Source organism: Kitasatospora sp. CM 4170 (assembly GCF_032110285.1).
GTDB classification, from domain to species: domain Bacteria; phylum Actinomycetota; class Actinomycetes; order Streptomycetales; family Streptomycetaceae; genus Kitasatospora; species Kitasatospora aburaviensis.
The window spans coordinates 470,505-495,882 of the sequence record NZ_CP134877.1; the positions used below are offsets into that span (position 1 = coordinate 470,505).

Below are 25,378 nucleotides of genomic sequence, written 5' to 3' on the forward strand. Positions count from 1 at the left end.
ACGACGGCGGGCGTGACGGGGAAGGCGCGGTACGGAGGTTTCACCACGACCCAGCCGGTTAGCCGCCCGGCGGAGGAACCGACGATCCACCGACGAACCGAGGCCACCATGACCGCGTTCGGCTACTTCCTGTCCTGCGAGGAGTTCACCCCCGCCGAGTTGGTCGGGCAGGCCCGGCTGGCGGAGCGGGCCGGTTTCACCCGGCTGGCGATCTCCGACCACTTCCACCCGTGGAACGACGCCCAGGGCAACAGCCCCTTCGTCTGGGGTGTGATCGGGGCACTGTCCGAGGTCACCCGGCTGCCGGTGACCACGCTGGTCACCTGTCCGACCGTCCGGCTCCACCCCGCCGTGACGGCGCAGGCCGCCGCGACCGCGGACGTGCAGCTGACGGGCGGCCTGCGGCTCGGGGTGGGCACCGGCGAAGCCCTCAACGAGCACGTCCTGGGCGACCGGTGGCCGCCGTTCGAGCTGCGCGCGCAGATGCTGGAGGAGGCCGTCGCGGTGATGCGCGAGCTGTTCACCGGCGGCGTCGTCTCCCACCACGGCGTGCACTACACCGTCGAGAACGCCCGCCTGTACACCCCGCCGGAGGCCGGCCGGCTGCCGGTGTACGTGTCGGCGTTCGGGACGAAGGCGGCCGAGCTGGCGGCGGAGTTCGCGGACGGTCTGGTCACCATGACACCCGATACCTGGCTGATCGCCCGCTACCGCGCGGCCGGCGGCACCGGGCCGGTGCTCGGCGGGGTGAAGGTGTGCTGGTCGGAGGAGCGCGAGCGGGCGGTCAAGACCGTCCACCGGCTCTGGCCGAGCGAGCTGCTGCCCGGGGAGCTCGCCCAGGTCCTGCCCACGCCGCAGCACTTCGAGCAGGCCACCGAACTGGTCACCGAGGAGCAGGTGGCCCGGGCGGTCACCTGCGGCGACGACCCCCGGGAGCACGCCGGCCGGCTGCGCGGCTACGTCGACGCCGGATTCGACGAGGTGTACGTGGGCCAGATCGGCCCGGAGCAGGAGGGGTTCTTCGACTTCTACCGCGAGCAGGTCCTCCCCCGGCTGTCGTGACGGCCCGCGGTCGGCGTGGCGACCGGTGCGACGATCGGAGGCCCCGTGTAGTACTACCCCCCGTGGAGCCTGCGCGAGTACGCGCTCCCGCCGACGGCGAACGCGGTGCTCTGGTGGGCCCGTGGGGTGGCGTGCCGCGACGCGCTGGCCCTTCCGGCCGATCCGCACCGGCTGGGTCGCCGCGGCGACCACCGGCCTTCCGGAAAGGGCCGAGGCCGGCCGCAACTACGACTACCGCTACGTCCGGTTCCGCGACCGGTGCGTGGCCGGCCAGGCCGACGCCGCCTGCGTGCGCCCGGACTCTTCGACGACGCGGTGCGGTTCACGGCCGCCCGGCTCCACGAGGACCGCCCGCGGCTCGCACCCGCCTGCACGGTGACCGGCGGCCCGGTGCCCGACCAGCACGCCGTCGACCTGCCCGGCTGCCCGGGCGGGCGCGAAGGCCCGGGAGCGGTTGTCCTCTGACCGGCGATCTTGACCCTTTGCCACGAAGCCTGACCGACCTGGACGTCCACCCGGCCTCGTCCTACCCGCCGGGAGCCGGCATCACTACAGCAGGGGCTTGACGATGGTGTGCGTGATGACCTGCCCCTGGATGTGCTTGGTCTCCAGCCGCTGCATTCCCTCCGAGCCCAGCGAGGCAGACCGTCGCCCGCCGCTGGTCCGGCCCGCAGGAGGCTCCCAGCCCGCCGCCTCGGGGTAGTTGCAGGTGAGCAGCTCAGTGTCCCAGTGCAGGCCGGCGGGGCAGTCGAAGAGGTAGGCGGTGCCGTTGCTGCACTCCCAGAACTTCTCCGGGACGTCGGCCGGGTAGTACTGCTGATCACCCGGGCACGGCTTGGTCACGTACTGCGGCTGCTCGGCGGGCCCACCACGGAGCACGGCCGCCGCCGGCGTCGGCGCCCGGCTCACCCCATGGTCAACCGAGACGCAGGCCGAACCGGATGCGGTCCCACTCCTGGTCGCCGAGGTCCTGAACGCGAACGCGGTCTCCGAGCTCCAGTCGCTTGTCGCTCGATGCCGAGATCGGCACGCTGGGCTCGGCCGGCCTCAGCGGCAGGAACGCGGCGGCAGGCAGCTTCTCCGTCGGAAGCGGGGCGTCCTTCAGCAGCCGGGCCTGCCGAGCAGGCTTCTGTCGAGCTCGGCCAGCAGCTCGGCGGTGTCGCGGTGGACCTCGGCGGCGCCGGAGCCGAGGAGTTCCGCCGCGGCGAAACCGCCGGTCTCCACGGCGATGCACGGGACCTCGGCCCGGCCCGCGGCCGCGATGTCCCAGACGGTGTCACCGACGAAGACGGCGTGCCCGGGCCCGGCCTCCGCCCGGTCCAGGGCGGCCCGGACGAGGTCCGGGGCCGGTTTGGTGGCGGTCACGTCTTCGGCGGTGGTGACGCCCGCGATCACGTCGTCGGCGCCGAGCGCGTGCCGCAGCACGGTCAGCTCCCGCTCGGAGGCCGAGCTGGCCAGGACGATCCGCCAGCCGCGCCCGGCGCAGGCGCGGAGCAGTTCGGGGGCGCCCGGCAGCGGCCTGACCACCGGCCAGTGGCGGGCGTAGAGGGCGTCGTGGGCGGCGGTGATCGCCGCGTCGTCGTCGTGGTCGCGGTGCTCGCCGAGCAGGTGGTCGAGCAGCTGGTCGGCGCCCATGCCGACGGCCCGGTGGACGCGGGCGGCCGGCACCGTCCGGTCGTACTGCCGCAGGGCCTCCCACCAGGCCAGGGTGTGCAGGTAGGTGGTGTCGAGCAGGGTGCCGTCGACGTCGAACAGGGCTGCTGCGGTGGTCGTCATGGGTCGTCCTTCCAAGCGACGCGGTACTCGGCGGCCCGGGCGGGGGCCAGGCGGAGTCCGTGGCCGGGGGTGCCGTGGGCACCGGGGGTGACGGTGCCGCCAGGGGGTTCGAGGCTGCCGTCGAAGAGCAGCCGTTGACCCGGACGTGGTCGTGGAACCTCCAGGTGGCGGCAGTCGGGGGACAGGCGCAGCGGCGGGGGCGTGCAGCTGGACGTGCGGACTGGACCCCGTCGACGGGCGGCCCCCCGCAGCGCGGCTGTCCGCTACGGGGGGCCGGAAACGCCCGTCGGGAGGGAAATCGGCGCGGTGACCGGCGGGGCGGGCTCAGGCGGGCGGCTCCGGGTCGTCGTCCGCCCATCCGGAAGCGTCGCAGTCGTCCAGCTCCTCGCGCAGCCGGGCGAGGGTGGCGGCCAGCAGCCGGGAGACGTGCATCTGCGAGACGCCGATCCGGTCGGCGATCTCGGACTGGGTCCGGCCCTCCCAGAAGCGGAGCTTCAGTACCGTCTGCTCGCGCTTCGGCAGCCGGGCGATCAGCGGCTGCACGGCCGTGCGGAACACGGCCAGTTCGATGCCGGGGTCGCAGGAGCCCAGGCGGTCGAGCAGCGCGCTGCCCGCCTCGTCGGTGTCGTGGTCGCGCAGCGCGTCCAGGGAGTTGGGACGGTAGACCCGCCCGGCGACCAGCCCCTCGACGGCCTCCTCCGCGGTGATGTGCAGGTCCTCGGCGATCTCCTCGGGGTGCGGGAGGCGGCCGAGCTGCTGCTCCAGCCGGTCCGAGCCCCGGGCGACGGTGAGGTAGAGCTCCTGCATGCTCCGCGGAACCCGTACCGGCCAGGAGGTGTCGCGGAAGAAGCGCTTGATCTCGCCGGCGATGGTGGGGATGGCGTAGGTCACGAACTCGACGCCGCGCGCGGGGTCGTAGCCGTCCACGGCCTTGATCAGGCCGATCGTGCCGACCTGGAGGATGTCCTCCATGTCCTCGGCCCGGTGCCGGAAGCGGGCGGCGATGAACCGCACCAGCGGCATGTTGAGTTCGATGATCGTGCCGCGCACGTAGCTGTAGGCGTGTGTCTCCCGGGCGAGCCCGGCAAGACGCTCGAACAGCGCGTCGCTGAGTTCACGCGCCTCGGACTTGCCCATCGTGCGCAGCTCGGCCTCGGTCGGGCGCGGGGGCAGGTCGGACGGCAGGCCCGGCCCGGCTCTCGGCGGGAGCTCGGACGACGGGGCTTCCGGCGGGCGGACACGCTCATGGGATTCCACCCGAGCGCGGGCTTCCAGTGAGGTGGACACTTGCTTCTCCTGGGCATCGGGGTGAACGCCCCGCGAGACGGCGCGGCTCGCGCTCGTGCTTCGCAGGCTTCTTCCCCCAGGACCTGTGCCCGGCTTCTTCAAGCGAAGGTCCCGGTGGCACCCGTTGGGTGCGGGAGCGGCGGCGGGTCGCCCGCGGCCGCTGCAGAGGTCTTCTACCCCCATGCACGACATTCAATTCACGGTTTAGATGTTTTGTTTCGATTTGTCCGGATAGGCGCGCGACCGCAGTGACCTCCGACAGGAAGAGAGGGGGCGCCATGCCCCGGGGATGCGACCGCGAGCGGGAGCCCGCGTTCAGCGCCGCCGCCCGGCACGGGCCGTCCGGACGTGGTGGTCGATCGGGGACGGCACCTCCAGCCAGACCACCTTGCCGTGCCCCTCGGGCACATGGCCCCAGGCGCCCGCGAGCCGGTCCACCACCCATAGGCCGTAGCCGCTCGGGCACCGCCTGTCGGCGCGCCGGAGGAGCCTCGGCGGGACCGGGCTGGCATCGGCGACCTCCACCCGCAACCTCAGGCCGTTCCACCGCAACCGCAGCTCGCGCGGGCCGCCGGGAGCGAACAGACAGGCGTTGGTGACCAGTTCGGAGACCATAAGCACGACGTCCGTCGCGACGGCCAGCTGCTCCTCGTCCGCGGCGGGCAGCCAATGCCACTGCCGCAGCGCCTGGCGGCAGAAGTCGCGGCTGCACTGCACCACCGCCGTTCGGCTGCCGAGGGCGAGCCGTGCGGTCTGCTCGGCGGTCTGCTCGGCGCCCGGCCGGGCGGGGCCCGGCAGCGGGCCTGTCCCGGGGCGGTCCATCCGGGCCTCCTCACACGTGGTCGCACGGCGTGCGGTCAGGCGGTCGGGTCGAGCCTGGCCACAGGGCCGACGGAGAACGCGGCTCCGGCGGTGCATTCGCCCCACGGGTCCGGCCGGTCACCGGGTGTGTCCGTCTCCCGCGATCACGCCTACCCACCCGTCCCACCGCCACACGTGCGGACGGGCGCCGGTCCAGGCGGGCCGGGCGGAGGTTTCGACGGCTCCCACCGGGCTAGACGCGGGCCATGACGATCCCCGCCCGTTCGCAACCCCGCACCGTGGTCATCACCGGCGCCACCACAGGAGCGGGTCGGGCCTGCGTCCGCGCCTGCGCCACCGGGGGCGACCGCCTGGTTTTGGTCGCCCGCGGGGCCGCCGCCCTGCTCGGCGCCACCGCCGGGGCGCCGGCCCGAGGGCGGTGAGCTGCGGTGGTCACGACGGACGCCCCGCCGGTCGTGCCGACGGTGGGTGTGGAGGAGGAGTTCCTGCTGGTCGACCGGCACACCCGACTGCCCGTCGAGCGCGCTCCCCAGGTGATCGCAGCCGCCGCCGGTGTGCTGGGCGACCGGGTCCAGAACGAGTTCTTCCCCGTCCAGGTCGAGGTGTGCAGCCGCCCGGCCGCACGGCTCGCCGACCTGCGCGCCGACCTCGCCGACCTGCGCTCGGTCGTCGCCGAGGCCGCCGCGGACGCCGGCTGCCTGCTGGTGGCCTCCGGCACGCCGGTGCTCTCCGGGCCGGGCCCCGGCCCGGTCACCGACAGCCCGCGCTACCGGCGGATGGCGACGCGGTACGCCGGCGTGCTCGACGGCTACGACGGCGCGCTCTGCGGCTGCCACGTACACCTCGGCACCGAGGGGCGCGGACAGGCGCTGGCGCTCTGCAACCACCTGCGGCCCTGGCTGCCGGTGGTCCAGGCGCTCGCGGTCAACTCCCCCTTCTCCGGGGGCCGCGACAGCGGCTTCGCCAGCTGGCGCACCGTCCAGTGGTCGCGCTGGCCCACCGTCGGACCGCCCCCGGTCCTGGACGAGGCGCAGTACGAGGCGCTGGCGGACGCCCTGGTGGAGTGCGGGGTGCTGCTCGACCGCCGGATGATCTACTGGTACGCGCGGCCCTCCGAGCACGTCCCGACCCTGGAGGTGCGGATCGCCGACGTCAACGCCGACCTGGACACCGTCCTGCTGCTCGCCGGGCTGCTGCGCGGCCTCGCCGCGGTCCTGCTCGACGAGATCCGGGCCGGCCGGCCGGCGCCCGCCCTCCCCCACGGCCTGGTCGGCGCCGCCCACTGGCAGGCCGCGCGGACCGGTCTCTCCGGGGACGGGGTCGATCCGTGCACCGGCCGGCACACACCGATGGCCGTCCTGGCCGACCGGCTCCTGGAGCGCGCCGCCCCCGGGCTGGCCGCGGCCGGAGACCTGGCCACCGTGGAGTCCGCCCTCGCCCGCCTGCGCGCCCTCGGCACCGGCGCCGCCCGCCAGCGGCGGGCCCTCCAGCGCCACGGTCGCCTGTCCGACGTGGTCGACCACCTCGCCGCACTCACCGTCGCCGCGCCCTGACCGGCGCCGGACACTGACCGACGCCGGGCCGGCCGCCGTGGCAGGCCTCACGCGCAAGGCTTCACGTGCAAGGCCTCAGTAGACGTCGCGGACGTAGCGCTTGTCGGCCGCCAGCTCGGCGACGTAGGCGGCCGCCGCCTCCTCGGTGAGGCCGCCGTGGGTACGGGCGATCTCGTGCAGGGTCCGGTCGACGTCCTTGGCCATCCGGGAGGCGTCCCCGCAGACGTAGAAGTGCGCGCCGTTCTGCAGCCAGTCCCAGAGCCGGAGGCCGTGCTCGCGCATCCGGTCCTGGACGTAGACCTTGTTCCGCTGGTCGCGGGAGAACGCGAGGTCGAGGTGGTCCAGGTGTCCCGACGCCTGGAAGGCGGCGAGCTCCTCGCGGTAGTAGAAGTCGGTGGCCTGCCGCTGCTCCCCGAAGAACAGCCAGTTCGCCCCGGCGTGTCCGGAGGCCCGGCGCTCCTCCAGGAAGCCGATGAAGGGCGCGACGCCGGTGCCCGGGCCGACCATGATCATCGGCGCTGCGGGGTCGGCCGGCGGCCGGAAGTGCGGGGAGCGCCGGACGAAGACGGGCACCGGACCGTCGTCCGCGCGGTCCGCGAGGTAGGCGGAGCAGACGCCCGTCCGGGTCCGCCCGGAACCGTTGGGGTAGCGCACCACCGAGACGGTCAGCCGGACCTCGTCCGGGTGGGCGAGCGGGCTGGACGATATCGAGTAGAGCCGGGGCTGGAGGCGCTTCAGGACGCCTGCCCACTCCTCGGCGCGGGCCCGCACGGGCAGCGAGCCGACCACGTCCACGGCCTGCCGGCCGTAGCTCCACTTCGCCAGCTCGCCCGTGTTGTCGGGGCGCAGCAGCCGCTTGAGTTCGCGGTCGCCGGAGCGCTCGGCCACGAACCGCAGGAGGTCCGGGGTGATCCTGGCGATCTCCAAGCGGCTCCGCAGCGCCTCGGCGAACGGGACCGCTCCCCCGTCCCCGAGTGACACGGCATCGTCCGGGTCGAGCCCGGTGACGGCGAGCCATTCCGCCACGAGCTCGGGGCAGTTGACCGGCCGGACACCGAGCGCGTCACCCGCTTCGTAGACCAGGTCGCCGTGGTCGCCCCCGCGGGTGGCGAAGGCGAGTTGCCGCACCTCCTTCGCGGAACCCGGGCGACTGAGCAGCCGGTTGCCGACCAGCAGGGTGCCGAACGGCGAGGCCTTCGAGTACCCGGTGCCGGTCGTGGGGGCCGACGGGCCGGCCGACGGGCGGGCCGCGGGCGTGGCAGCGGCCGTCGCAGTGGAAGTGGCCGGCTCCGCGGCGGGGGCCGCTGCGGGAGGCTCCGCGGCGGGGCCGGCCGCGTGCCCGGCCAGGGCCGAGAGCACCTCGTCGAGCCAGCGGTCGGCCGCCTCCTGGTAGTCGGGCTCGCAGTCGGTACGGGGGGCGAGCCGTACCGCGCCGAGTTCGCCGAGGCGCTGGTCGAGCCGGCGGCCGTGGCCGCAGAAGTCGTCGTAGCTGGAGTCGCCGAGGGCGAGCACGGCGTAGCGCAGTCCGCCGGCGTCGGGGAGGCCGTCGCCGGTGAGACGGTCCCAGAACGCCGACCCGTTGTCGGGGGCCTCGCCGTCGCCGAAGGTGCTGGTGATCAGGAGGACCGGCGCGCCGTCGGCGAGCGTGTCGGGCCCGGCCTCGTCCATGCCGAGGACCAGCGGCTGCCAGCCCGCGGCCGCCAGCCGGTCCGCGGCCCCGGCGGCGAACTCCTCGGCGTTGCCGGTCTGGGAGGCCCACAGCACGAGCACCGTGCGGGCGGGTGGGGCCTGCTCCTCGACCGCCGTCGGCGCGTCGTGGACGAGAACGGACCGGGGCGGCCCGCCCGTCTCGGTGCGGGAGTACGCCCCGGCCAGGGCGCCGTTGATCCAGCCGGCGTGCTCCGGGTCGAGCGGCCCCCGGGCCGGGAGCACGGGCACGGCACCCGCTGGCGGGGGCGCGGACTGCAGTCCGGCGAGGAAGCCGGCGACGTAGGTCCGCTCGACGCCGGTCAGCGCGGGCGGTGCGAGGTCGGCGACGCCGAGCAGCCTGGCCATCGCCGCGGCCGGCTCCCCGGCGGCCGTTTCCGGGACGCTCCCCTCCAGCGGCCGCCGCGCCGCCGGGACGGTGGACTCCACCGGGGCGGCGGACTCCACCGCTTCGGGTGCCGCCACCGCGCGGAGGGCGACGGCGCAGACCTTGAGCTCCGGCTGGAAGGAGATCGGGTCCACCGCGTCGTTGGTGACGGCGTTGATGCTGAGGTACTCGCCGAACAGGTCGTTCCAGTGGAACGGCGCGAAGCAGTCGCCCGGCCGGACGCGGTCGGTGACGACGGCCGGCAGCACCGCGCGGCCGCGCCGGGAGGCGACCTCCAGGTGGTCGCCGTCGGTGACGCCCAGGACCTCGGCGTCCTGCGGGTGGACCTCCACGAAGGGGCCGGGGTCGAGCCGGTTGAGCTTGGCGACCTTTCCGGTCTTGGTGAGGGTGTGCCACTGGTGCTGCAGGCGGCCGGTGTTCAGGACGAACGGGTAGTCGTCGTCCGGGAGTTCGGCGGCCGGCAGGTGCGGCCGGGCGAAGAAGGCGGCGCGGCCGGTGGGCGTCGGAAAGGCCAGCCGCGGCCGGCTGCCGTCCGGCCGCTCCAGCAGGGCCTGGCTGACGCCGTCGTTGAGGTAGCGGACCGGATTGCGGTCCGGGCCGTCGGTCCGGGCCGCGGGCCACTGCACGGGGGTCTCGCGGAGCCGCTCGTACGTCACCCCGCGCAGGTCCCAGCCGGTCTTGGGGTTCCACGCCCGCTTGATCTCCTCGAAGACCTCCTCGGCGCTCGCGTAGGTGAAGCCGGCCGCGAAGCCCATCTCGCAGGCGATGCGGGCGATGATCTGCCAGTCCGGCAGTGCCTGGCCGACCGGTCGGGTGACCGGCCGGGCCAGGGTGAGGTTGCGCTCGGAGTTGACCAGCACCCCCTCGGCCTCGGTCCACAGGACGGCGGGCAGCACCACGTCGGCGTAGGCGTTGGTCTCGGTGTCGGCGAACACGTCCTGGGTGATGACGAGTTCGGCGGCCTCCAGGCCGGCGATGACGGTCTTCCGGTTGGCGACCGAGGCGACCGGGTTGGTGCAGATGATCCAGCAGGCCTTGATCTCGCCGTCGGCCATCCGCTCGAACATGTCCACGGTGCCCCGGCCCGCCTCGGCGCGCAGCGTGCCGGCGGGCAGGCCCCAGAGCTCCTCCACGAAGGCCCGTTCCTCCGGGACCAGCACCGAGCGCTGGCCGGGCAGTCCCGGCCCCATGTAGCCCATCTCCCGGCCGCCCATCGCGTTCGGCTGCCCGGTGAGCGAGAACGGGCCGCTGCCGGGGCGGCAGATGGCGCCGGTGGCCAGGTGCAGGTTGACCAGGGCGTTGGTGTTCCAGGTCCCGTGCGTGGACTGGTTGAGCCCCATCGTCCAGCAGCTCGTCCACTCCCCCGCCTCGCCGATCAGCCGGGCTGCCTGCCGGATGTCCGCCTCGGGGATCCCGGTGGTCGCCGCGACCTCGGCGGGCGGGTAGTCCGCTAGGAAGCCGGGCATCTGCTCCCAGCCGTCGGTGAACTCCGCGATGAACCCGGGGTCGGTGTGCCCGTTCTCCACCAGCAGGTGCAGCAGCCCGTTGAGCAGGGCGAGGTCCGTGCCGGGCCGGATCTGCAGGAAGAGGTCGGCCTTGTCGGCGGTCGCGGTCCGGCGCGGGTCCACCACGACGAGCTTGGCGCCGGCCTTGACCCGCTCCATCATCCGCAGGAACAGGATCGGGTGGCAGTCGGCCATGTTGGAGCCGATCACGAGGAAGACGTCCGCGTGGTCGAAGTCCCGGTACGAGCCGGGCGGGCCGTCCGCCCCCAGCGAGAGCTTGTAGCCGCTGCCCGCACTCGCCATGCAGAGACGGGAGTTGGACTCGATCTGGTGGGTGCCGACGAAGCCCTTGGCTAGCTTGTTCGCCAAGTACTGGGCCTCCAGCGTCATCTGGCCCGAGACGTAGAACGCCAGCGCGTCCGGCCCGTGCTCGTCGAGGACGGCCCGCAGGCGCCGCGCGGTCGCGGATATCGCCTCGTCGACCTCCGCGGCCACCGCCTCCGCCCCGCGCTCGGTCCGGATCAGCGCGGCCTTCAGCCGGCCGGCGGCCGCCAGCATGTCCGCGGTGGTCGCGCCCTTGGTGCAGAGCCGTCCGGCGTTGGCGGGGTGGCTCCGGTCACCGGACGCCTTGAGGACGGTGCGACGGCCCGTCACCGGGTCCACCGCCACGTCGAGCAGCATCCCGCAGCCGACGCCGCAGTACGAGCAGACGGTCCGCACGCTCTCGACGGGGTCCGTACCCGGTGCCGTCACCAATGCTCCCTCCCAGGTAGCGATCCTCGTCGCCGGCCCGGTCCATGCAGGCCGGCGCTGCCCGACGGTGGGGAGTCCCACCGTCTGCACCGTAGGAAGACGGCGTTACCGGAAGATCACGAAGGCCCGCCCCGAACGTAAACCCCGCCGCACGGCCCGACCTTCCGGGCGTGAGTGACGCCGGTCCTCACGCTACCGGGACGGGCCCGCGGGGAGGACCGGGGCCGCACGGATCCGGGTGAACGCGGTTTCCGCCCGCCGACGCAGGCCAGGGCCCGCCCCCACCCGGCCCGGCCGGGGCGGCCCCGATCGGAGCGGGCCCGGCCGGGGCGGGCCCGGTCGTTGCGGCGCGGGAGGGTTCAGGCGGCCCAGCGCAGGACGGCGCCCACACCGCCGGGCGGGCCGGGCGAGGCCTCGGGCACGAGCAGGGCCTCCGCGCCCGCCGCCGTGGCGGCGCGCAGCAGGGCGTCCGCGGCGGGGGCCAGCTCGGGGTGGTCGACGCCCATCGCGCGCACGTCGGCGCGCTGGACGCCGATGTGCTCGGGGCTCGGGCCGATCCACACCGGGCGTTCCGGGTCGCCGCCGCCCTCCTGGACGAGCAGGGCCGCGAGCTGGTGCTGCCGTGCGGCGCTCACCACGGCGGGGACGCCCTGGGCCGCGGCGCCGGGTGCGGTCTCGGTGCCGGCACCGTCGGTGCCGTGCTCGCCGGGGCGCCCCAGGCCCGCTTGGAAGGCTCCCAGCACGGTGTCGAGGTGGCCGGCCCGGTGGTCGGCCCAGGCCTCCCGGATCTGCCGGTCGAAGGCGTCGCGGTCGATGCCCGCGGCCCGGCCGCCGCCGTCCACCTCGACGGTGACCGCCCGGAGCTGCTGCGGCAGGCGGTCGTGGACGGCCCGGCGCTCGCGGGCGCCGCCGGCCAGGACCAGCAGGTCCGCGCCGCTCTCCGGCCAGACCCGGGCCAGGTGGTCGGCGATGATCGAGGCCGTCCGGTCCCAGGCGTCCTCGACGCGGTGCCGGTAGTGCCACTCGTAGCGGTCCGCGGGCGGGGCGCGGTGGCCCCGGCCCTGCCACTGCGGCGCCTCGACGGCGCCGGCCGGCTGCATCCGGCCGAGGTCGCACCGCTCCAGCTCCGCGCCGGTCCGGTCGACGGCCGCGACCAGGCAGCGCGGCATAGCGTCGTCCAGCAGGCCGAGCAGGGGCGCCGTGTGCGGGAGCGGCGCCCAGGTGGCGGCCACGTCGGGCGGCGACACCGCGAGCGGGACGTCGAGTGCCACGTCGCCGTCCGCGGCGAACAGCGCCCGTCCGGGCGGCGAGTCGGCGGCCGGTTCGGCGGCCAGTCGGTCGCGGACGGCCACGCAGGTGCGCTCGTCGGCGCCGGCGCCGCCCAGCCGGTTCACGGCGGCGCGGTCGATCAGGGCCCGGCGCTGGGCGGCGTCCTCCGTGGCACGCGAGGTGTCGAGGTAGACCGAGGCCCAGGGGCCGGTCCGGTCGAGCAGCGGAGTGAGGAAGCTGAGGTCCATGGCGGCCTCCCGAATCGGTGGCTCTTCACAGGCGCCTACCCGGCCCACGACCGGGGACACCCGGACAACCGACCCGGCCGTTCGTCAACTCGGTTCGGGGCCGAGCGTCAACTCGGAGGCAGCCGCAGCTCGCACCAGACGGCCTTGCCGGGCCCCATCGGGCGCCAGCCCCACTGCAGCGAGAGCAGGTTCAGCAGGAAGAGCCCCAGGCCGCCCGGCGCATCGGCGCCGCGCGGCGGACGGGGCAGCGGCGGTCGGGGACTGGAGTCGCTCACCTCGATCCACAGCAGGCCGGGACGACGGACGAGCAGGAGCCAACCGGGTTCCCCGGCGTGGCGGATGGCGTTGCCGACGAGTTCGGACACCAGGAGGGTGGCATCGGCGACCGCGGACGGATCGGCCACGTCGTCCAGGAAGTCGACGGTGACGGCGCGGGCCTCCGCCACCGCGCCCGTGTCGGCCGCCAGCGGCAGCCAGCGGGCCCGTGGCCCCGCGAGGGGGCGCGGCTCAGCGGGCAACCGGGCCCGGGGCATGTGACCGCACCTCCTTCGCGCCGTCCCGACGCTTCACGCCGTGTCGACGCTTCGCGCCGTCGCTGCGCTCCACACCGTGTCGGCGCCGTCCGGTGTCAAGGCGACCGTGGCCCGGGGCGTCCTTCGTTCCTCGGGGGCACCGTCCGGTCCTTCGACTCCCGAAGGTCGTCGCTCCCGTCCCGTACCGGCCACGCCTTCGCCCGATCGCGCCTACCCGGAAGACCCCGCTCCTAACATCGTGCGGACACCAGCGGCTGTGCCGACACGAGCAGCCGGTGGGCGAGCTCCCGACGGGTTTGTGGCCGGGGCCGGGGGGCAGACGTGCGAGCAACAGCGCCGGCGATCCGGAGGGAGCACATCATGACCATCCCGACGCCCCCCGATCCGGACACGCAACCGATCCCCCACCCCTATCCCGCGCCGCGGCCCGGCGAAGGACCGGACCCGATCCCACCGCCGATCCCGCCGTTCCCCGATCCCGATCCGGCTCCGCCGCCGGAGCCGCACCCGGGGCAGCGGTGACCGGCCGCTGAAGCCCGGCCCGTCTCAGTTCGGGCGGACCCGGTGGTCCAGCGGGGACGGGACCTCCAGCCAGACCAGCTTCCCCTCGCCCTCGGGCACCGAGCCCCAGGCCCGGGCGAGCCGCTCCACCACCCGCAGGCCGTGCCCGCCGGGCCGCGCGGGGTCGCCGTGCAGGAGCAGTCGCGGCGGTACCGGGCTGGCGTCCGAGACCTCCACCCGCAGCCGGGTGCCGTCCCAGTGGAGGCGCAGCTCCCGGGGGCCGCCCGGGGCGTGCAGACAGGCGTTGGTGATCAGCTCGGAGACCATGAGCAGGACGTCCTCGGCCACGGCTAGCTGCTCCTCGTCCACGGCGGGCAGCCAGCGCCAGGAGAGCAGCGCGCTGCGGCTGAAGTCACGGGACCGCTGCACCGCGCCCTCGCTGCCCGCGAGAACGAGCCGCCGGGTCCGCTCCGCGCCCGCCGCCGTCCAGGCGTCCGTCTCGGGACCTCTCACCACGGCTCGGGCCTCCTCACACCGCTCCGGTGGACGCGGAAGGAGGCGCGTCGCCGTCGTCCGGCCCGGGCCCGGCATCCGACGCCTTCAGCGCCGACGCGAGATCGGAGTGGATCCGCAGCACCGTGTCGACCCCCGTGACCGCGAACAGCCTGGACACGACCGGCTGCAGGCCCGCGATCTCCAGACTCACCCCGGCCGCCTCCGCGTCGAGTCGTGCCCGCAGGAGGAGGTTCAGGCCGGTGGAATCACAGAACCGCAGGTCACCGAAGTCGACCAGGATCCGCTCGATGCCTTCGTCCACGGACCGGGCGAGAGCCGATCGCAGCCCGTCCGCGCTCTCGTGGTCCAGCTCACCGGCGACGGTGACGATCCGCACGGGCCCTTCCCGGCCCACCGCGACCCGCAGGCCGTGGTCGGCCTCCTCGCCCCCGATCTCCTCGCCCCCGCGGGGCTGCTCAGCTGGCCGTGGCATGGCGGGCTCCCGGTCCGGTCGGAACGGCGACGTGCCGTCCCGACCATGATGCCGCGCGGTGGGCCCGGCTGCGCGAACGCCCGGCCACGTCGGGGCAGAAGTGTCCTGCCCCACCGCCTGCTCGCCGTCCATGCCACGGCGTTTGCCCGGCTCCGCCGCGGCTACACGCACCGGGGAGAGGAGCGCGGAGGCAGTCATGATGACGACCACACCCGAACCCGACACCGGCCGGATCGCCCACGGCCACCGGCCCCGGACCGGCCGCCGGGAGTCGGCGGACGAACGGGCGGACCGGCGCTGGGGCGATCTGCTCCAGGAGGTCCGGGTGGCCCAGACCGGCTCCCAGGTCCTCTTCGGGTTCCTGCTGAGCGTCGTCTTCATGCCCCGCTTCACCCAGCTGAGCGCCTTCGACCGCGGACTGTACGTGAGCACCGTCGTCCTCGGGGCGCTCGCCACGGGTGCGCTGACCGCGCCGGTGGCCTACCACCGGATCTTCGCCGGGCGCCTGCTCAAGCCCCAACTCGTCGACTCCGCTGCCAGGTTGGTTGCCATCGGCCTGGTCCTGCTAGCCCTGACCATCGGCTCCGCGGTGCTGCTCCTGTTGCGGGTGGCGACCGGGTCGGCGGTCGCGGGCTGGATCGCCGGAGGCGTCGTGCTCTGGTTCGTGGCCTGCTGGCTGATCCTGCCGGTCCAGACGCTGCGGCGGCACAACGGCCACTGCACGCGTTCTCCCCGCGAGACGGGTGAGAACGCCTGAGCCGGGGTAGGCGCCCGGCGTGGAAGCAGCCCGGCCCGACCCCGGGGAGGGAACGATGGCCGCCAAGGACGCCCTGGAGCACTACCACCGCCGACGCGACTTCTCCCGGACCGGCGAGCCGCGCGGCGAGCGGGGAGCCCCGTCCCGGGAGGGGCCCAGGTTCGTGGTGCAGATCCACGACGCGCGCACGATGCACTTCGACTTCCGGCTGGAGGCCGACGGCGTCCTCAAGTCCTGGGCCGTCCCCAAGGGACCCTCCACCGATCCGCACGACAAGCGCCTGGCCACGCCGACCGAGGACCACCCGCTGGAGTACCGCACCTTCGAGGGGGTCATCCCGCACGGCGAGTACGGCGCCGGCACGGTGATCGTCTGGGACGAGGGCGGCTACCGCAACCTGACCACCGACCGTGCCGGCCGACCCGTGCCGTTCACCGAGGCGCTCGCCAACGGGCACGCCTCCTTCGACCTCGACGGCCACAAGCTGCACGGCGGCTACTCGCTCACCCGGATCCGCACCGGCGCCGACGGCGGCGACCGGGAGGCCTGGCTGCTGGCCAAGCACGCCGACACCCGCGCCTCGGCCGGCGGCACGCCCGACCCGTACCGGGCCCGCTCGGCCCTGACCGGCCACACCCTGCGCCAGGTCTCCGCCGGCGCGCGCCCGGAGTGACCCCGCCGTTCACCGCGCGGCAGCCCGCCCGGCCCGGCGCACCGCCGGGCCGGGCGGGCTCGGCCCGGTGACGGCCCGGCCCGGTACCGACGTCCGGGCGCTGCTCGCCGCGGACCCCCGACCGACATCGAGCAGAAGGAGCGAGAGCCATGAGCACCGCCACAAGCAGTGCGGACCCCGGAGGCTTCCAGGCCTTCGTCCAGTCGCTGAACTATCCGGTGCACATCGTCACCACCGCCGTGGACGGCGAGCGGGCCGGCTGCCTGGTCGGGTTCGCGGGCCAGTGCTCGATCGACCCCGCCCGGTTCGTCGTCTGGATCTCCAAGGCCAACCACACCCACCGGGTGGCCGCCCGGGCCCGCTTCCTCGCGGTCCACCTGGTGCCGCCCGGGCGCGGGCTCGCCGAGCACTTCGGCTCCGTCACCGGTGACGACGTGGACAAGTTCGCCACCGTCCCGTGGGTGCCTGGGCCCGGCGGCGTCCCGCTGCTGTCCGGCGTGCCGGCGTGGTTCGTCGGCCAGGTCCTCGACCGCGCCGACTGGGGCGACCACACCGGGTTCCTGCTCGACCCGGTCAGCGCCCGCAACGACCCGGCCCACCCGGCGGCCCTCTCCTACCGCGACGTCCGCGGCGTCGAGCCCGGCCACCCGGCCTGACGGGCCGGCGACCGGGTCGGCGACCGGGCCGGTCAGCGACCGCCCTTGCCGCCGGCCCTACCGCTGTGGCCGGTGCCGGAGGAATCGCCCGCGCGCTCTTCCTCGTCCGCCTCGTCCACGAAATCGACCTCGACCCGCTGCTCGGGGCGCCGCTGCTCCTGCTGGGCGATCGCCTCCAGGACCTCCTCGTCCGGGCCGGTGAGCGGAGGCTGGAGCAGGCTCCGGGGCCACAGCCGGCGGGCGACGACCACATTGGTCTCGGCCGCGTAGACCGTCACCTGCGCGGTGAGGTAGAGCCAGAACAGCAGGCCGATCACCGTCGCGAAGAACCCGTAGATCTGCGAGGCGTGGCGCAGCTGGTGGCTGACCAGGAGGGCGCCGAAGGCCTGGAGCAGGGTGAAGACCGGCCCCGCGGCGAGGCAGCCGGGCCACAGTCCACGGCTCGGTACCTCGGCCGGCGTGAGGATGCGGAAGCAGGCGAAGCAGAGCGCCGTGTTGATCAGCACCGAGAGCAGCAGGGACCCGACGCGGGCGGCCGTCCCGCCGAGCGTCGTGCCGGTGAGGGTCGCCGCGCCGGTGGCGAGCACCAGCCCGGTGCCGAGCGTCGCGAACAGGAGCAGGGCGCGGGCCAGGCGGCCCCAGTAGCCGGGGCGCCGGGTCCCCGGCACGTTCCACACCTCGGCCATCGTGTGCTGGAGGACCTGGGCGACGCCGAGGACGCCGTAGAGCAGCCCGAACAGGGCGACGATCAGGGCGATCCCGCTGCCCTCGACGGAGTGGACGTTCTGCCGGAGCTGGCTGCCGATGATCGGGAAGTCGGAGAGCGCGGAGTCCACGACCGCCTGTTGGGCACTCGGGTTACCGTGCAGGACGAAGCCGAGGACGGTGCTGAGCAGGAGCAGCAACGGGATCAGGGCGAGGAAGGCGTAGTACGTGATCAGGGCGGCCAGCAGGCCTCCCCGGTCGTCCCCGTACTTCTTGACCACGCCGACCACCAGGGCCGGGGCGGCGCGGCGCTGCTGTGCGCGGTCCAGGGACCGCAGGACGCGTTCGACGGGGTTCATCCGGGCCTCCGGGGACGGACGGACGGGACCGGCGTGGGGCCGGAGCCGACCGCGCGTCAGGCCCCGACCCTCGCGCCGCGGAGCCCGGGCGCTGGTCGGGCGAATCCGGGCCCCACCTTCCTCTTCTTCCTTGTCGGGGCCTCGCCGCGGGGACGGGCTCCCCGGGCGTGTGACCGGACGGCCCCCGTCCAAACCTCCCGCCGGCTCCGACGGGCCTCGCTCTCCGTGGCCGTCCCACGACGGGATCGGGCCGTTCCCCTCTTCGGTCACCTCGTGTTGTTTGTTGCGATCGCGGCCGGGTAGGCAGCACGGCCACACACAGGGGCCCGCCGCAATGGGGGCCAGTACGACCCACGGGTGACGACCATGAACAACGTCAAACTCGCCGTAGCCGTCGGCGGGGGCTACCTCCTCGGGCGCTTGCACAAGGCCCGGTGGGCACTGGCCCTGGCCGGAATGGCCGCGGGCAAACGACTCAGTACCAATCCTGGAGTCCTCCTCGGCCAGCTCGTCGAGGCCTCCCCCCAGCTCCGCGAGCTGGCCGGGAGCGTCCAGGGGGAGCTCGCCGAGGCGGGCAAGAAGGCCGCGGTCACCGCCGCGAGCCATCAGGTGGGCGCGCTGACCGACCGGTTGAAGCAGCGCACCAAGGACCTGCGCGCGGGCACCGAACGCCTCGGCGAGGAGCCCGAGGAGGAACCGGAGGACGAACTCGACGAGGAACCCGAGGAACGTGACGAGGAACCCGAGGAGGAACCCGAGGAGGAACCCGAGGAACGTGACGAGGAGCCCGAGGAGGAGCCGCAGGAGGCGCCGAAGAAGCGTACGCGGGCGTCCTCGTCCTCCACCGGGGCGGCCAAGTCCAAGTCGGCGGGCACCGGGTCCACCCGGGCGAGCGCCGGCAGGAAGGCCGGCTCCGCGAAGACCTCCGCCGCGAGGTCCACCACCGCGAAGCCCACCACCGCGAAGACCACCGCCTCCGCCAAGGCCGGCGCCGCGAAGAGCACGACCAAGGCTCCCGCGCGCAAGACGGCCACGGCCCGGAAGACGGCGACGGCCGGCAAGGCTCCGGCCCGCAAGACCGCAGCGGCCGGCAAGGCCCCGGCCCGGAAGACGGCAACGGCCGGCAAGGCCCCGGCCCGCAAGACCGCCTCCTCCGCCTCGTCCGCGCGGAAGACCGCCGGCACCACGGCGAAGAAGACGACAGCGCGTGCCACCGCACGCGGACGGAGGTGAGGGCGATGGCGAGGCAGGACGAGGACCGCGGCAGCAGCCCGCTGGTCGACGTTCTTGAGCAGCTCCCCACCGGACAACTGCTGGAGCAGACCCGCGAACTCGCCGTTGCCGCGGGCGAGCGGGCCATGGCAGTCGCCACCGACAAGGTCGGCGACCTCACCGAGCGGTTGCTCGACTATGTCGAGAACGGCGGACCCGGTCTCTTCGGAGGCGGGAACGGCGGGGGGACGCCGATGCGGACGATGCTCGGCGCCGGCCTCGCCGGTGCCCGGCACCTGGTCACCAACAGCCTGACCGGCGGCAAAGGCGGCGGCAAGGGCGGCGGCAAGGGCGGCAAGCTCAAGGTCACCAACATCGTGGAGGATATCGAGGTCGGCGTCCCCGTCCGGGTCGCCTACAACCAGTGGACGCAGTTCCAGGACTTCCCGAAGTTCACGAAGCGGCTGGAGAAGGTGGATCAGGAGTCCGACCAGAAGATCGCCTGGAAGGCCGGCATCTTCCTGTCCCACCGCACCTGGGAGTCGACGATCGTCGAGCAGGTGCCGGACGAACTGATCGTCTGGCGTTCCAAGGGTGCCAAGGGCCACGTCGACGGCTCGGTCACCTTCCACGAACTGGCCCCGAACCTCACCAAGATCCTGCTGTGCCTGGAGTACCACCCGCAGGGCCTGTTCGAGCGGACCGGCAACCTGTGGCGGGCCCAGGGCCGCCGGACCCGGCTGGAACTCAAGCACTTCCGGCGGCACGTGATGACCCGCACGATCCTCGATCAGGACGGTGTGGAGGGCTGGCGCGGCGAGATCCGCGACGGCGACGTCGTGAAGACGCACGAGGACGCCCTGGAGGAGGAAGAGGAGGAGCAGCCGGACGAGGAGCAGCCCGAGTCCGCGGACGACGAGGAACCCTACGAGGGTGACGAGGACGGGGAGGGCGAGGAGGGCGATCGCGAAGCCGGCGACGAGGCGGAGGAGGACTACGACGACGAGCCCTACGACGAGGAGGACCGCCCCGAGGAGTCCTACGAGGAGGACGAGGAGGGCGGCGAGGACGACGAGGAGTACGACGAGCGGGACGAGGGTGACGAGGAGTACGACGACGAGGACTACGCGGACGAGCAGGACGAGGACGAGGAGGACGAGCGCCCCGCCCGCCGTCGGCAACTCGCACGGAGCAGGTGACCGGGATGACCGTCGCACCTCGCCCCACCGGCCCGTACCTGGACCACCCGTCCTCGAACGGGCCGGTCGACCGTGAAGCCGCCGAGGCGCAGGCCGCGGAGCAGCGCCACGCGGAGGGAGCAGGACCGGTGAACGAGGAGCCGTCATGACCGAGCCCTCGTGGGGCGGACCGTTCCCGCCCGCACGCCGTACCCCCGCCGCCCCGCAGCCGGCGAACCTCGCCGATCTCCTGGAGCGCGTGCTGGACAAGGGCATCGTGATCGCCGGGGACATCCGGGTGGACCTCCTCGACATCGAGCTGCTCACCATCCGGATCCGCCTGCTGGTGGCGTCCGTGGACCGGGCCCGCGAGATGGGCATCGACTGGTGGGAGCACGATCCGAGCCTCTCCTCCGGGGGCCGCGACCTGGCCGCCGAGAACCGTCGACTGCGCCGCCGGATCGGTGAGCTCCAGGAGCTGGACGACGGGCAGGACGACGCACTGGACGACGGGCCGGACGGCCGCGGTCCGGCCGAGGAGGGGTCGGCGGAGGAACCCCCGGACGGCGCGGAGGCGCCCCGGCGGACGCGTTCGGCGTCTCCGCGGCGAAGCCGCAGCGCCCCCGCGAGGCCGGCGACGAAACGAACCCGTAAGGCCGACCCGTCATGACCGCGACCCCCAGCACCGACGCCACCTGGCTGTACGCGGTGGCTCCCGGCCGCGTCACCGTACCCGCCGGCCTCACCGGCGTGGCCGGTGAGCCGCCGCACACGGTCACCGTTCCCGGCCTCGCCGCGGTCGTCGGGGCCGTCCCGCGGGCCGACTTCGACGAGGAGCCGCTCCGGGTCCGGCTGGGCGACGCGTCCTGGCTCGAACCGGCCGTGCTCCGCCACCACCGCGTCGTCGAGGTGCTGAGCGGCACGTCGACGGCGCTTCCCGCGCGCTTCGCCACCCTCCACCGGGACGACCGGCGGACCGCCGTGGTGCTGCGCGAGCACCGGGACGAGCTGCTCGACGCTCTGCGCCGGATCGCCGGGCACGCCGAGTGGGGGGTCAAGGCCCGGCTCGGCACCGCGGAGGCACCGGACGAGCCCACCGCCGGCGGCGCCGACCAGGAGCGGCCCGGTACCGCCTACCTCCTGCGACGCCGCGACCGGCGCCGCGAGCGGGAGGCGGAGCTGCAGCGCGGCTACGAGGACGCCGAGGTCGTCCACCGCGTGCTGGCCGCGTCCGCGGACGAGGCGGTCGCCCACCCGCCGCAGCCCGCGGAGGCGTCCGCCGGACGCGGACCGGCGTTGCTCAACGGCGCCTACCTGGTCGACCGGGACCGGCAGGCCGCGTTCGAGGCTGCGCTCGACGACTGCGCCGGGCGGTTCCCCGGCCTCCGCCTGGAGTTGAGCGGTCCGTGGCCGCCGTACTCCTTCGCCGGCCCGCCCGGGGCCTGGAGCCGGCCGTGATCCCGCCGCCGCCCCCGGCCGGCGGGTCCGTCGTGCGCAACGAGAACGTGGCCCTGGTCGACCTGCTGGACCGGGTCCTGGCCGGCGGGGTGGTGATCGCCGGCGAGATCACCCTCTCGATCGCCGACGTCGACCTGGTGCGGATCAGCCTGCGGGCCCTGGTCTCCTCCGTCCGGGCGGCCGCCCGCCCCGCGGAGCCGGGCCGGGAGCCGTCGTGACCGCGCCGCGCCGCCGGGGCCGCGAACCGGTCACCACCCCGGGCGACCGCTCGGTCGCCCGCCGTGTGGCGGTCGACCCGGAGGGCGTCGGCCGGGACCTGGCCTGCCTGGTGCTCACCGTGGTCGAGCTGCTGCGCGAGCTGATGGAGCGCCAGGCCATCCGGCGGGTGGAGGAGGGCGGGCTCGACGAGGAACAGGTCGAGGCGATCGGGCTCACCCTGATGGCGCTGGAGGAGCGGATGGCCGAACTGCGCGACCACTTCGGCCTCGAACCCGGCGACCTCAACCTCGACCTCGGCCCGCTGGGCCCGCTGCTGGCGCCGGAGGATCCGGGCTGAGGCGGGCGTGTGAATTCCCCGGCCCGGGGCACACGCCCGGGACGAGAGAGGCAGTTCCCATCCGATCGGGAGGAGTCTGCAGTGAGCACCGCCAAGAAGATGCGCAACATGGGCGAGAAGGCCAAGGGCAAGGCCCAGGAGGCCACCGGCCGGGCCGTCGGCGACCCGGTCGTGACCGCGGCCGGCAAAGGCAAGCAGATCAAGAGCGACCTGAAGCAGGCCGGCGAGAAGGTCAAGGACGCGACCAAGCACTGAACCGCTCGCCCCCGCCCGCCGGCCGTCACGGCCGGCGGGCGGGTTCGCGCGTCCAGGGGGCTCGGGGGTTCCACGCGGCTTTCAGTGCGCGGGCCCGCGGCCCGGACCGGGTTCGGCGTCCGGTGCGGCGCGGGTCGGCAGGCTCCGGGACGCAGCGGCGGCCGTCGGCGCCGTCCGAACCGGATCCGGCACCACAGGGTGGGTCCGAACGACCGCCGGGCCGGCGGCCGGGGCCCGGCCGGGCAGGGCCAGGCGGGCGACGACCGCACCGATCAGGCAGACGCCCGCACCGACCAGGCAGGCGAGGTGGAAGGCGTCCATGAACGAGGTCTGGACGGCGGCCAGCAGGTCCCCGCGACCGAGGGAAGCCGCGGTGCCCAGCGCGGAGGCCACCGAGCTCTCGGCCGCGTCGGCCGTCCGGGACGGCAGGCCGGCGAAGGGGCCGTCGGCGAGCCGGCTCGCGTAGAGGGAGGTGAAGACCGACCCGAGCACCGCGACGCCGAGCGTGCCGCCGGCCTCACGGGTGGCGTCGTTGACCGCCGAGCCGACCCCGGCCTTGGCCGGCGGCAGCACGCTCAGGATCGACTCGGTGGCCGGGGCGGTGGTGAGCCCGAGGCCCAGGCCGAGCAGCACCATCTGGCCGACGACCTGTGGGTAGGGGGCGAAGGTCGACGAGGCGGCGATCCACGCGAACGAGGTGCCGAGCAGGGCGAGGCCGGCCGTGACCACGGCGCGGGTGCCCACCCTGGTCGCCAGGGCGACGCCGCCGAGCGAGCCGACCGCGATCGTCAGTGCGACCGGCAGCACGCGGACGCCGGTGGAGAGGGTGCCGTAGCCGCGGATGAACTGGAAGTACTGGGTCACCAGGAAGATGAAGCCGAAGAGGGCGAAGAAGGCGAGGGTGACCGAGCCGCTGGCGGCCGAGAACGCCGGGGTGCGGAAGAGCGTCACGTCGATCATCGGGTGGGCCCGGCCGCGCTCGATGACGATGAACGCGGCGGTGAGCGCGACCGCGGCGGCGAAGCCCGCCACCGTCGCCGGGGCGCCCCAGCCCCGGCTGGGCGCCTCGATGATCGTGTAGACCAGGACGCCGACGGCTGCGGAGGACGTCACCAGCCCGGGGACGTCCAGGCGCGCCGAAGCCGGGCTGCTCGACTCGGGCACCCAGGCCCAGGCCGCCACCAGGGCGACCAGGGTCACCGGCACCAGGGCCAGGAAGACCGAGGGCCAGCCGAAGTGGGCCAGCAGGAGGCCGCCGGCCACCGGGCCCACCGCGACACCGAGGCCGGTGACCGCACCCCAGACCCCGACCGCCTTCGCGCGGGAGCGGCGGTCGGGGAAGGTGTTGGTGATCACCGACAGGGTGGTCGGGAAGATGGCCGCCGCGCACGCGCCCATCACGAAGCGCACCGCCACCAGCGCGGCGGGCGAACCGGCCGCGGCGCCCAGCGCGCTGGTCGCGGCGAAGCCGGCCAGCCCCAGCAGCAGGGCGGGCCGGCGGCCGAACCGGTCACCGAGCGAGCCCGCCGTCAGCACCAGCGCGGCGAAGGCCAGGTTGTAGCCGTCGACGATCCACTGCAGGTCACGGGTGGTGGCGTCCAGCTGCCGGCTCAGGTCGGGCAGTGCGACGTTGACGATCGTCGTGTCCAGGTTGATCGCGAACGCCGCCAGGCAGACCGTGGCCAGGACGAGAAGGCGTCGGCGAGGGGTGAGGGCGGGCATGAGAGGCTCCATCCGCCAGGCATGTTGACAGTGGGAACATGCTGTGATTGACACGCTTCCACCCGAAGTGGACACTGTCAACACGACGGCAGGAAATGCGGTGAAACCTTGGAGAATCGGACATACCACCACGGCAACCTCCGCGCGGCCCTGGTCACCGCCGGCGTCACCCTCGCCCGCGCGGGCGGGCCGGATGCGGTCGTCCTGCGCGCGGTGAGCCGCGAGGCGGGTGTCTCCCACAACGCCGCCTACCGGCACTTCGCCAACCACGAGGACCTGCTGGCCGCCGTCGCCGCCCGCTGCACGGAGCAGCTCGGCCGGCTGATGCTCGCACGCACCGCCGAGGCCACCGCGGCCGAGCCCGACGCCGGACCCGAGGCCCGCGCCTGGGCCCGGCTGGAAGCGATCGGGCGCGCCTACGTCGACTTCGCCCTCACCGAGCACGGCTGGTTCCGCACCGCCTTCTGCGGCGCCGCCCCCGACCCCGAGCGCCACCCCCCGACGCGCCCCGATCCCGGCACCGACCCGTACCTGCTCCTCTCCGCCCGGCTCGACGAACTCGTCGACGCCGGCGCCCTCCCGCCCGAGCGGCGACCCGGCGCGGAGTACTCCGCCTGGTCCGCCGTCCACGGGCTCGCCCACCTACTCACCGACGGGCCCCTGCACGACCTGCCCCCGGCGGAGATCCGGCGCGCCGTCGACACCGTCCTCGCGAGCGTCGCCCGCGGACTCTGACCGTCCGTCCGCCGAGGCCCCCGCCGGTCGGCCCCGGCTGACCGACCGTCGGCCCCGGCCGGTCAACCGGAGGCGGCGCCGATCACGGAGGCCGTGAACCCGGCCAGCGCGTCGCGCAGTTCCTTCCGGGTCACGCCCTGCTCGCCGGCCAGGTACCCGACCAGATCGGCCCGGGTGGCGGCGAGCAGGGCGTGCGCGGCGAAGTCCGCCTGGCCGGCACCGGTCCGGCCCGGCAGCTGCTCCAGGAGGTCCCGGAGCAGGGCGTGCCAGCGCTCGTAGTGCTCGGTTCGGTAGGGGCTGTCCGCGCCGTTCTGCTCCAGGGCCAGGGCGAGGTGGCGGTTGTCCAGCTTGAAGCAGAGCAGCGCGTCGAGCAGGGCCGGCACCCGCACCGGCGGCGGGGTGTCGGGCCCCAGCGGCGGCGGGCCCTCCGCGACCGCCGTCGCGAGCGGTTCGAGCCGCGCCGCGTACAGCGCGCGGATCAGCCCCGTGCGGTCACCGAACGCGCGGAAGAGCGTGCCCTTCCCGACCCCGGCCGCCGCCGCGATGTCGGCCATGGTGACGTCCTCGGGGCTCCCGCCGTCGGCGAAGAGGGCGTCGGCGGCCGCGAACACGGCCTCCCGGTTGCGGGTCGCGTCCTTCCGCGGCTTGCGCTCGGTCATGGGGGCACCTCCGGTTGCGATACGGACCGGCGGTCCGTATCGTTCGAGAAGCGGACCGCTG

The 25,378-nt window shown here is 74.5% G+C and carries 27 protein-coding genes; 15 read left to right on the plus strand and 12 right to left on the minus strand.

Annotated elements, in window-relative coordinates; all coding sequences use genetic code 11:
- The first annotated feature begins 108 nt into the window (after positions 1 to 108).
- A complete protein-coding gene (locus RMN57_RS02035; protein WP_313761596.1) occupies positions 109 to 1,062 on the plus strand; it encodes a TIGR03557 family F420-dependent LLM class oxidoreductase in 954 nt (317 codons plus the stop codon).
- Between the two features lie 549 nt (positions 1,063 to 1,611).
- Here the strand turns inward: RMN57_RS02035 and RMN57_RS02040 are convergent.
- The 4 genes from RMN57_RS02040 to RMN57_RS02055 form a co-directional block, all read right to left on the minus strand.
- Positions 1,612 to 1,905, minus strand: coding sequence for a carbohydrate-binding module family 14 protein (locus RMN57_RS02040; RefSeq protein ID WP_313761597.1), 294 nt, complete (start codon positions 1,903 to 1,905; stop codon positions 1,612 to 1,614).
- Positions 1,906 to 2,163: 258 nt separating this feature from the next.
- Positions 2,164 to 2,838 carry an HAD family hydrolase gene (locus RMN57_RS02045; RefSeq protein WP_313761598.1) on the minus strand — a complete coding sequence of 225 codons (675 nt, stop codon included), beginning with the start codon at positions 2,836 to 2,838 and terminating at the stop codon, positions 2,164 to 2,166.
- 324 nt (positions 2,839 to 3,162) lie between these two features.
- Complete coding sequence (locus tag RMN57_RS02050) at positions 3,163 to 4,125, minus strand: SigB/SigF/SigG family RNA polymerase sigma factor (protein WP_313761599.1); 963 nt, start codon at positions 4,123 to 4,125, stop codon at positions 3,163 to 3,165.
- 315 nt (positions 4,126 to 4,440) lie between these two features.
- Positions 4,441 to 4,947, minus strand: a complete 507-nt coding sequence (locus RMN57_RS02055; protein WP_313761600.1) for an ATP-binding protein — start codon at positions 4,945 to 4,947, stop codon at positions 4,441 to 4,443.
- 245 nt (positions 4,948 to 5,192) lie between these two features.
- Here RMN57_RS02055 and RMN57_RS02060 point away from each other — a divergent pair, with 245 nt between their 5' ends.
- Positions 5,193 to 5,369, plus strand: a complete 177-nt coding sequence (locus RMN57_RS02060) for a hypothetical protein (protein ID WP_313761601.1) — start codon at positions 5,193 to 5,195, stop codon at positions 5,367 to 5,369.
- A gap of 6 nt (positions 5,370 to 5,375) precedes the next feature.
- Entirely contained in the window at positions 5,376 to 6,500 is a 1,125-nt protein-coding gene (locus tag RMN57_RS02065) for a glutamate--cysteine ligase (RefSeq protein ID WP_313761602.1), read from the plus strand.
- A 75-nt stretch (positions 6,501 to 6,575) separates the two neighbouring features.
- Here RMN57_RS02065 and RMN57_RS02070 read toward each other — a convergent pair whose 3' ends face one another.
- The 5 genes from RMN57_RS02070 to RMN57_RS02090 form a co-directional block, all read right to left on the minus strand.
- A complete protein-coding gene (locus RMN57_RS02070) occupies positions 6,576 to 10,853 on the minus strand; it encodes a molybdopterin-dependent oxidoreductase (RefSeq protein WP_313761603.1) in 4,278 nt (1,425 codons plus the stop codon).
- A gap of 359 nt (positions 10,854 to 11,212) precedes the next feature.
- On the minus strand, positions 11,213 to 12,370 hold the full coding sequence (locus RMN57_RS02075) for a hypothetical protein (protein ID WP_313761604.1): 1,158 nt from the start codon (positions 12,368 to 12,370) through the stop codon (positions 11,213 to 11,215).
- A 107-nt stretch (positions 12,371 to 12,477) separates the two neighbouring features.
- Complete coding sequence (locus RMN57_RS02080; protein WP_313761605.1) at positions 12,478 to 12,903, minus strand: ATP-binding protein; 426 nt, start codon at positions 12,901 to 12,903, stop codon at positions 12,478 to 12,480.
- Positions 12,904 to 13,449: 546 nt separating this feature from the next.
- Positions 13,450 to 13,920: an ATP-binding protein gene (locus RMN57_RS02085; RefSeq protein ID WP_313761606.1), complete on the minus strand. Its 471-nt coding sequence runs from the start codon at positions 13,918 to 13,920 to the stop codon at positions 13,450 to 13,452.
- Between the two features lie 13 nt (positions 13,921 to 13,933).
- Positions 13,934 to 14,392 (minus strand): STAS domain-containing protein, encoded by a 459-nt coding sequence (locus RMN57_RS02090; protein WP_313761607.1) that lies wholly within the window; start codon positions 14,390 to 14,392, stop codon positions 13,934 to 13,936.
- Positions 14,393 to 14,588: 196 nt separating this feature from the next.
- Between RMN57_RS02090 and RMN57_RS02095 the strand changes: the two genes are divergently transcribed.
- The 3 genes from RMN57_RS02095 (at position 14,589) to RMN57_RS02105 (ending at position 16,478) form a co-directional block, all read left to right on the plus strand.
- A complete protein-coding gene (locus RMN57_RS02095) occupies positions 14,589 to 15,149 on the plus strand; it encodes a DUF6328 family protein (RefSeq protein ID WP_380237272.1) in 561 nt (186 codons plus the stop codon).
- Between the two features lie 55 nt (positions 15,150 to 15,204).
- Complete coding sequence (locus tag RMN57_RS02100; protein WP_313761608.1) at positions 15,205 to 15,822, plus strand: DNA polymerase ligase N-terminal domain-containing protein; 618 nt, start codon at positions 15,205 to 15,207, stop codon at positions 15,820 to 15,822.
- A gap of 149 nt (positions 15,823 to 15,971) precedes the next feature.
- Positions 15,972 to 16,478, plus strand: a complete 507-nt coding sequence (locus tag RMN57_RS02105) for a flavin reductase family protein (protein WP_313761609.1) — start codon at positions 15,972 to 15,974, stop codon at positions 16,476 to 16,478.
- 32 nt (positions 16,479 to 16,510) lie between these two features.
- Here RMN57_RS02105 and RMN57_RS02110 read toward each other — a convergent pair whose 3' ends face one another.
- Entirely contained in the window at positions 16,511 to 17,542 is a 1,032-nt protein-coding gene (locus RMN57_RS02110) for a YihY/virulence factor BrkB family protein (RefSeq protein ID WP_313761610.1), read from the minus strand.
- A gap of 357 nt (positions 17,543 to 17,899) precedes the next feature.
- Between RMN57_RS02110 and RMN57_RS02115 the strand changes: the two genes are divergently transcribed.
- The 8 genes from RMN57_RS02115 to RMN57_RS02150 all read left to right on the plus strand — a co-directional run bounded on the left by RMN57_RS02115 (position 17,900) and on the right by RMN57_RS02150 (position 22,201).
- Entirely contained in the window at positions 17,900 to 18,775 is an 876-nt protein-coding gene (locus RMN57_RS02115) for a histone protein (RefSeq protein ID WP_380237275.1), read from the plus strand.
- A gap of 5 nt (positions 18,776 to 18,780) precedes the next feature.
- A complete protein-coding gene (locus tag RMN57_RS02120; RefSeq protein ID WP_313761611.1) occupies positions 18,781 to 19,953 on the plus strand; it encodes an SRPBCC family protein in 1,173 nt (390 codons plus the stop codon).
- A gap of 5 nt (positions 19,954 to 19,958) precedes the next feature.
- Positions 19,959 to 20,102: a hypothetical protein gene (locus RMN57_RS02125; protein WP_313761612.1), complete on the plus strand. Its 144-nt coding sequence runs from the start codon at positions 19,959 to 19,961 to the stop codon at positions 20,100 to 20,102.
- Positions 20,099 to 20,602, plus strand: a complete 504-nt coding sequence (locus RMN57_RS02130) for a gas vesicle protein (protein WP_313761613.1) — start codon at positions 20,099 to 20,101, stop codon at positions 20,600 to 20,602. The genes RMN57_RS02125 and RMN57_RS02130 overlap by 4 nt, the downstream gene beginning before the upstream one ends.
- Positions 20,599 to 21,390 (plus strand): GvpL/GvpF family gas vesicle protein, encoded by a 792-nt coding sequence (locus tag RMN57_RS02135; protein ID WP_313761614.1) that lies wholly within the window; start codon positions 20,599 to 20,601, stop codon positions 21,388 to 21,390. Before RMN57_RS02130 ends, RMN57_RS02135 begins: the two co-directional genes overlap by 4 nt.
- Positions 21,387 to 21,608, plus strand: coding sequence for a gas vesicle protein (locus tag RMN57_RS02140; protein WP_313761615.1), 222 nt, complete (start codon positions 21,387 to 21,389; stop codon positions 21,606 to 21,608). Before RMN57_RS02135 ends, RMN57_RS02140 begins: the two co-directional genes overlap by 4 nt.
- A gap of 65 nt (positions 21,609 to 21,673) precedes the next feature.
- Positions 21,674 to 21,946 (plus strand): gas vesicle protein K, encoded by a 273-nt coding sequence (locus tag RMN57_RS02145; protein WP_313767693.1) that lies wholly within the window; start codon positions 21,674 to 21,676, stop codon positions 21,944 to 21,946.
- 81 nt (positions 21,947 to 22,027) lie between these two features.
- Entirely contained in the window at positions 22,028 to 22,201 is a 174-nt protein-coding gene (locus tag RMN57_RS02150) for a CsbD family protein (protein ID WP_313761616.1), read from the plus strand.
- Between the two features lie 81 nt (positions 22,202 to 22,282).
- Here the strand turns inward: RMN57_RS02150 and RMN57_RS02155 are convergent, their stop codons facing one another.
- The gene (locus RMN57_RS02155) at positions 22,283 to 23,923 is read right to left on the minus strand and encodes an MFS transporter (RefSeq protein ID WP_313761617.1); all 1,641 of its coding nucleotides are present in this window, start codon (positions 23,921 to 23,923) and stop codon (positions 22,283 to 22,285) included.
- A gap of 108 nt (positions 23,924 to 24,031) precedes the next feature.
- Here RMN57_RS02155 and RMN57_RS02160 point away from each other — a divergent pair, with 108 nt between their 5' ends.
- On the plus strand, positions 24,032 to 24,658 hold the full coding sequence (locus RMN57_RS02160; protein ID WP_313761618.1) for a TetR/AcrR family transcriptional regulator: 627 nt from the start codon (positions 24,032 to 24,034) through the stop codon (positions 24,656 to 24,658).
- A 62-nt stretch (positions 24,659 to 24,720) separates the two neighbouring features.
- On the opposite strand, the gene RMN57_RS02165 is transcribed toward RMN57_RS02160, so the two are convergent.
- Positions 24,721 to 25,317 (minus strand): TetR/AcrR family transcriptional regulator, encoded by a 597-nt coding sequence (locus RMN57_RS02165; protein WP_313761619.1) that lies wholly within the window; start codon positions 25,315 to 25,317, stop codon positions 24,721 to 24,723.
- Positions 25,318 to 25,378 lie beyond the last annotated feature (61 nt).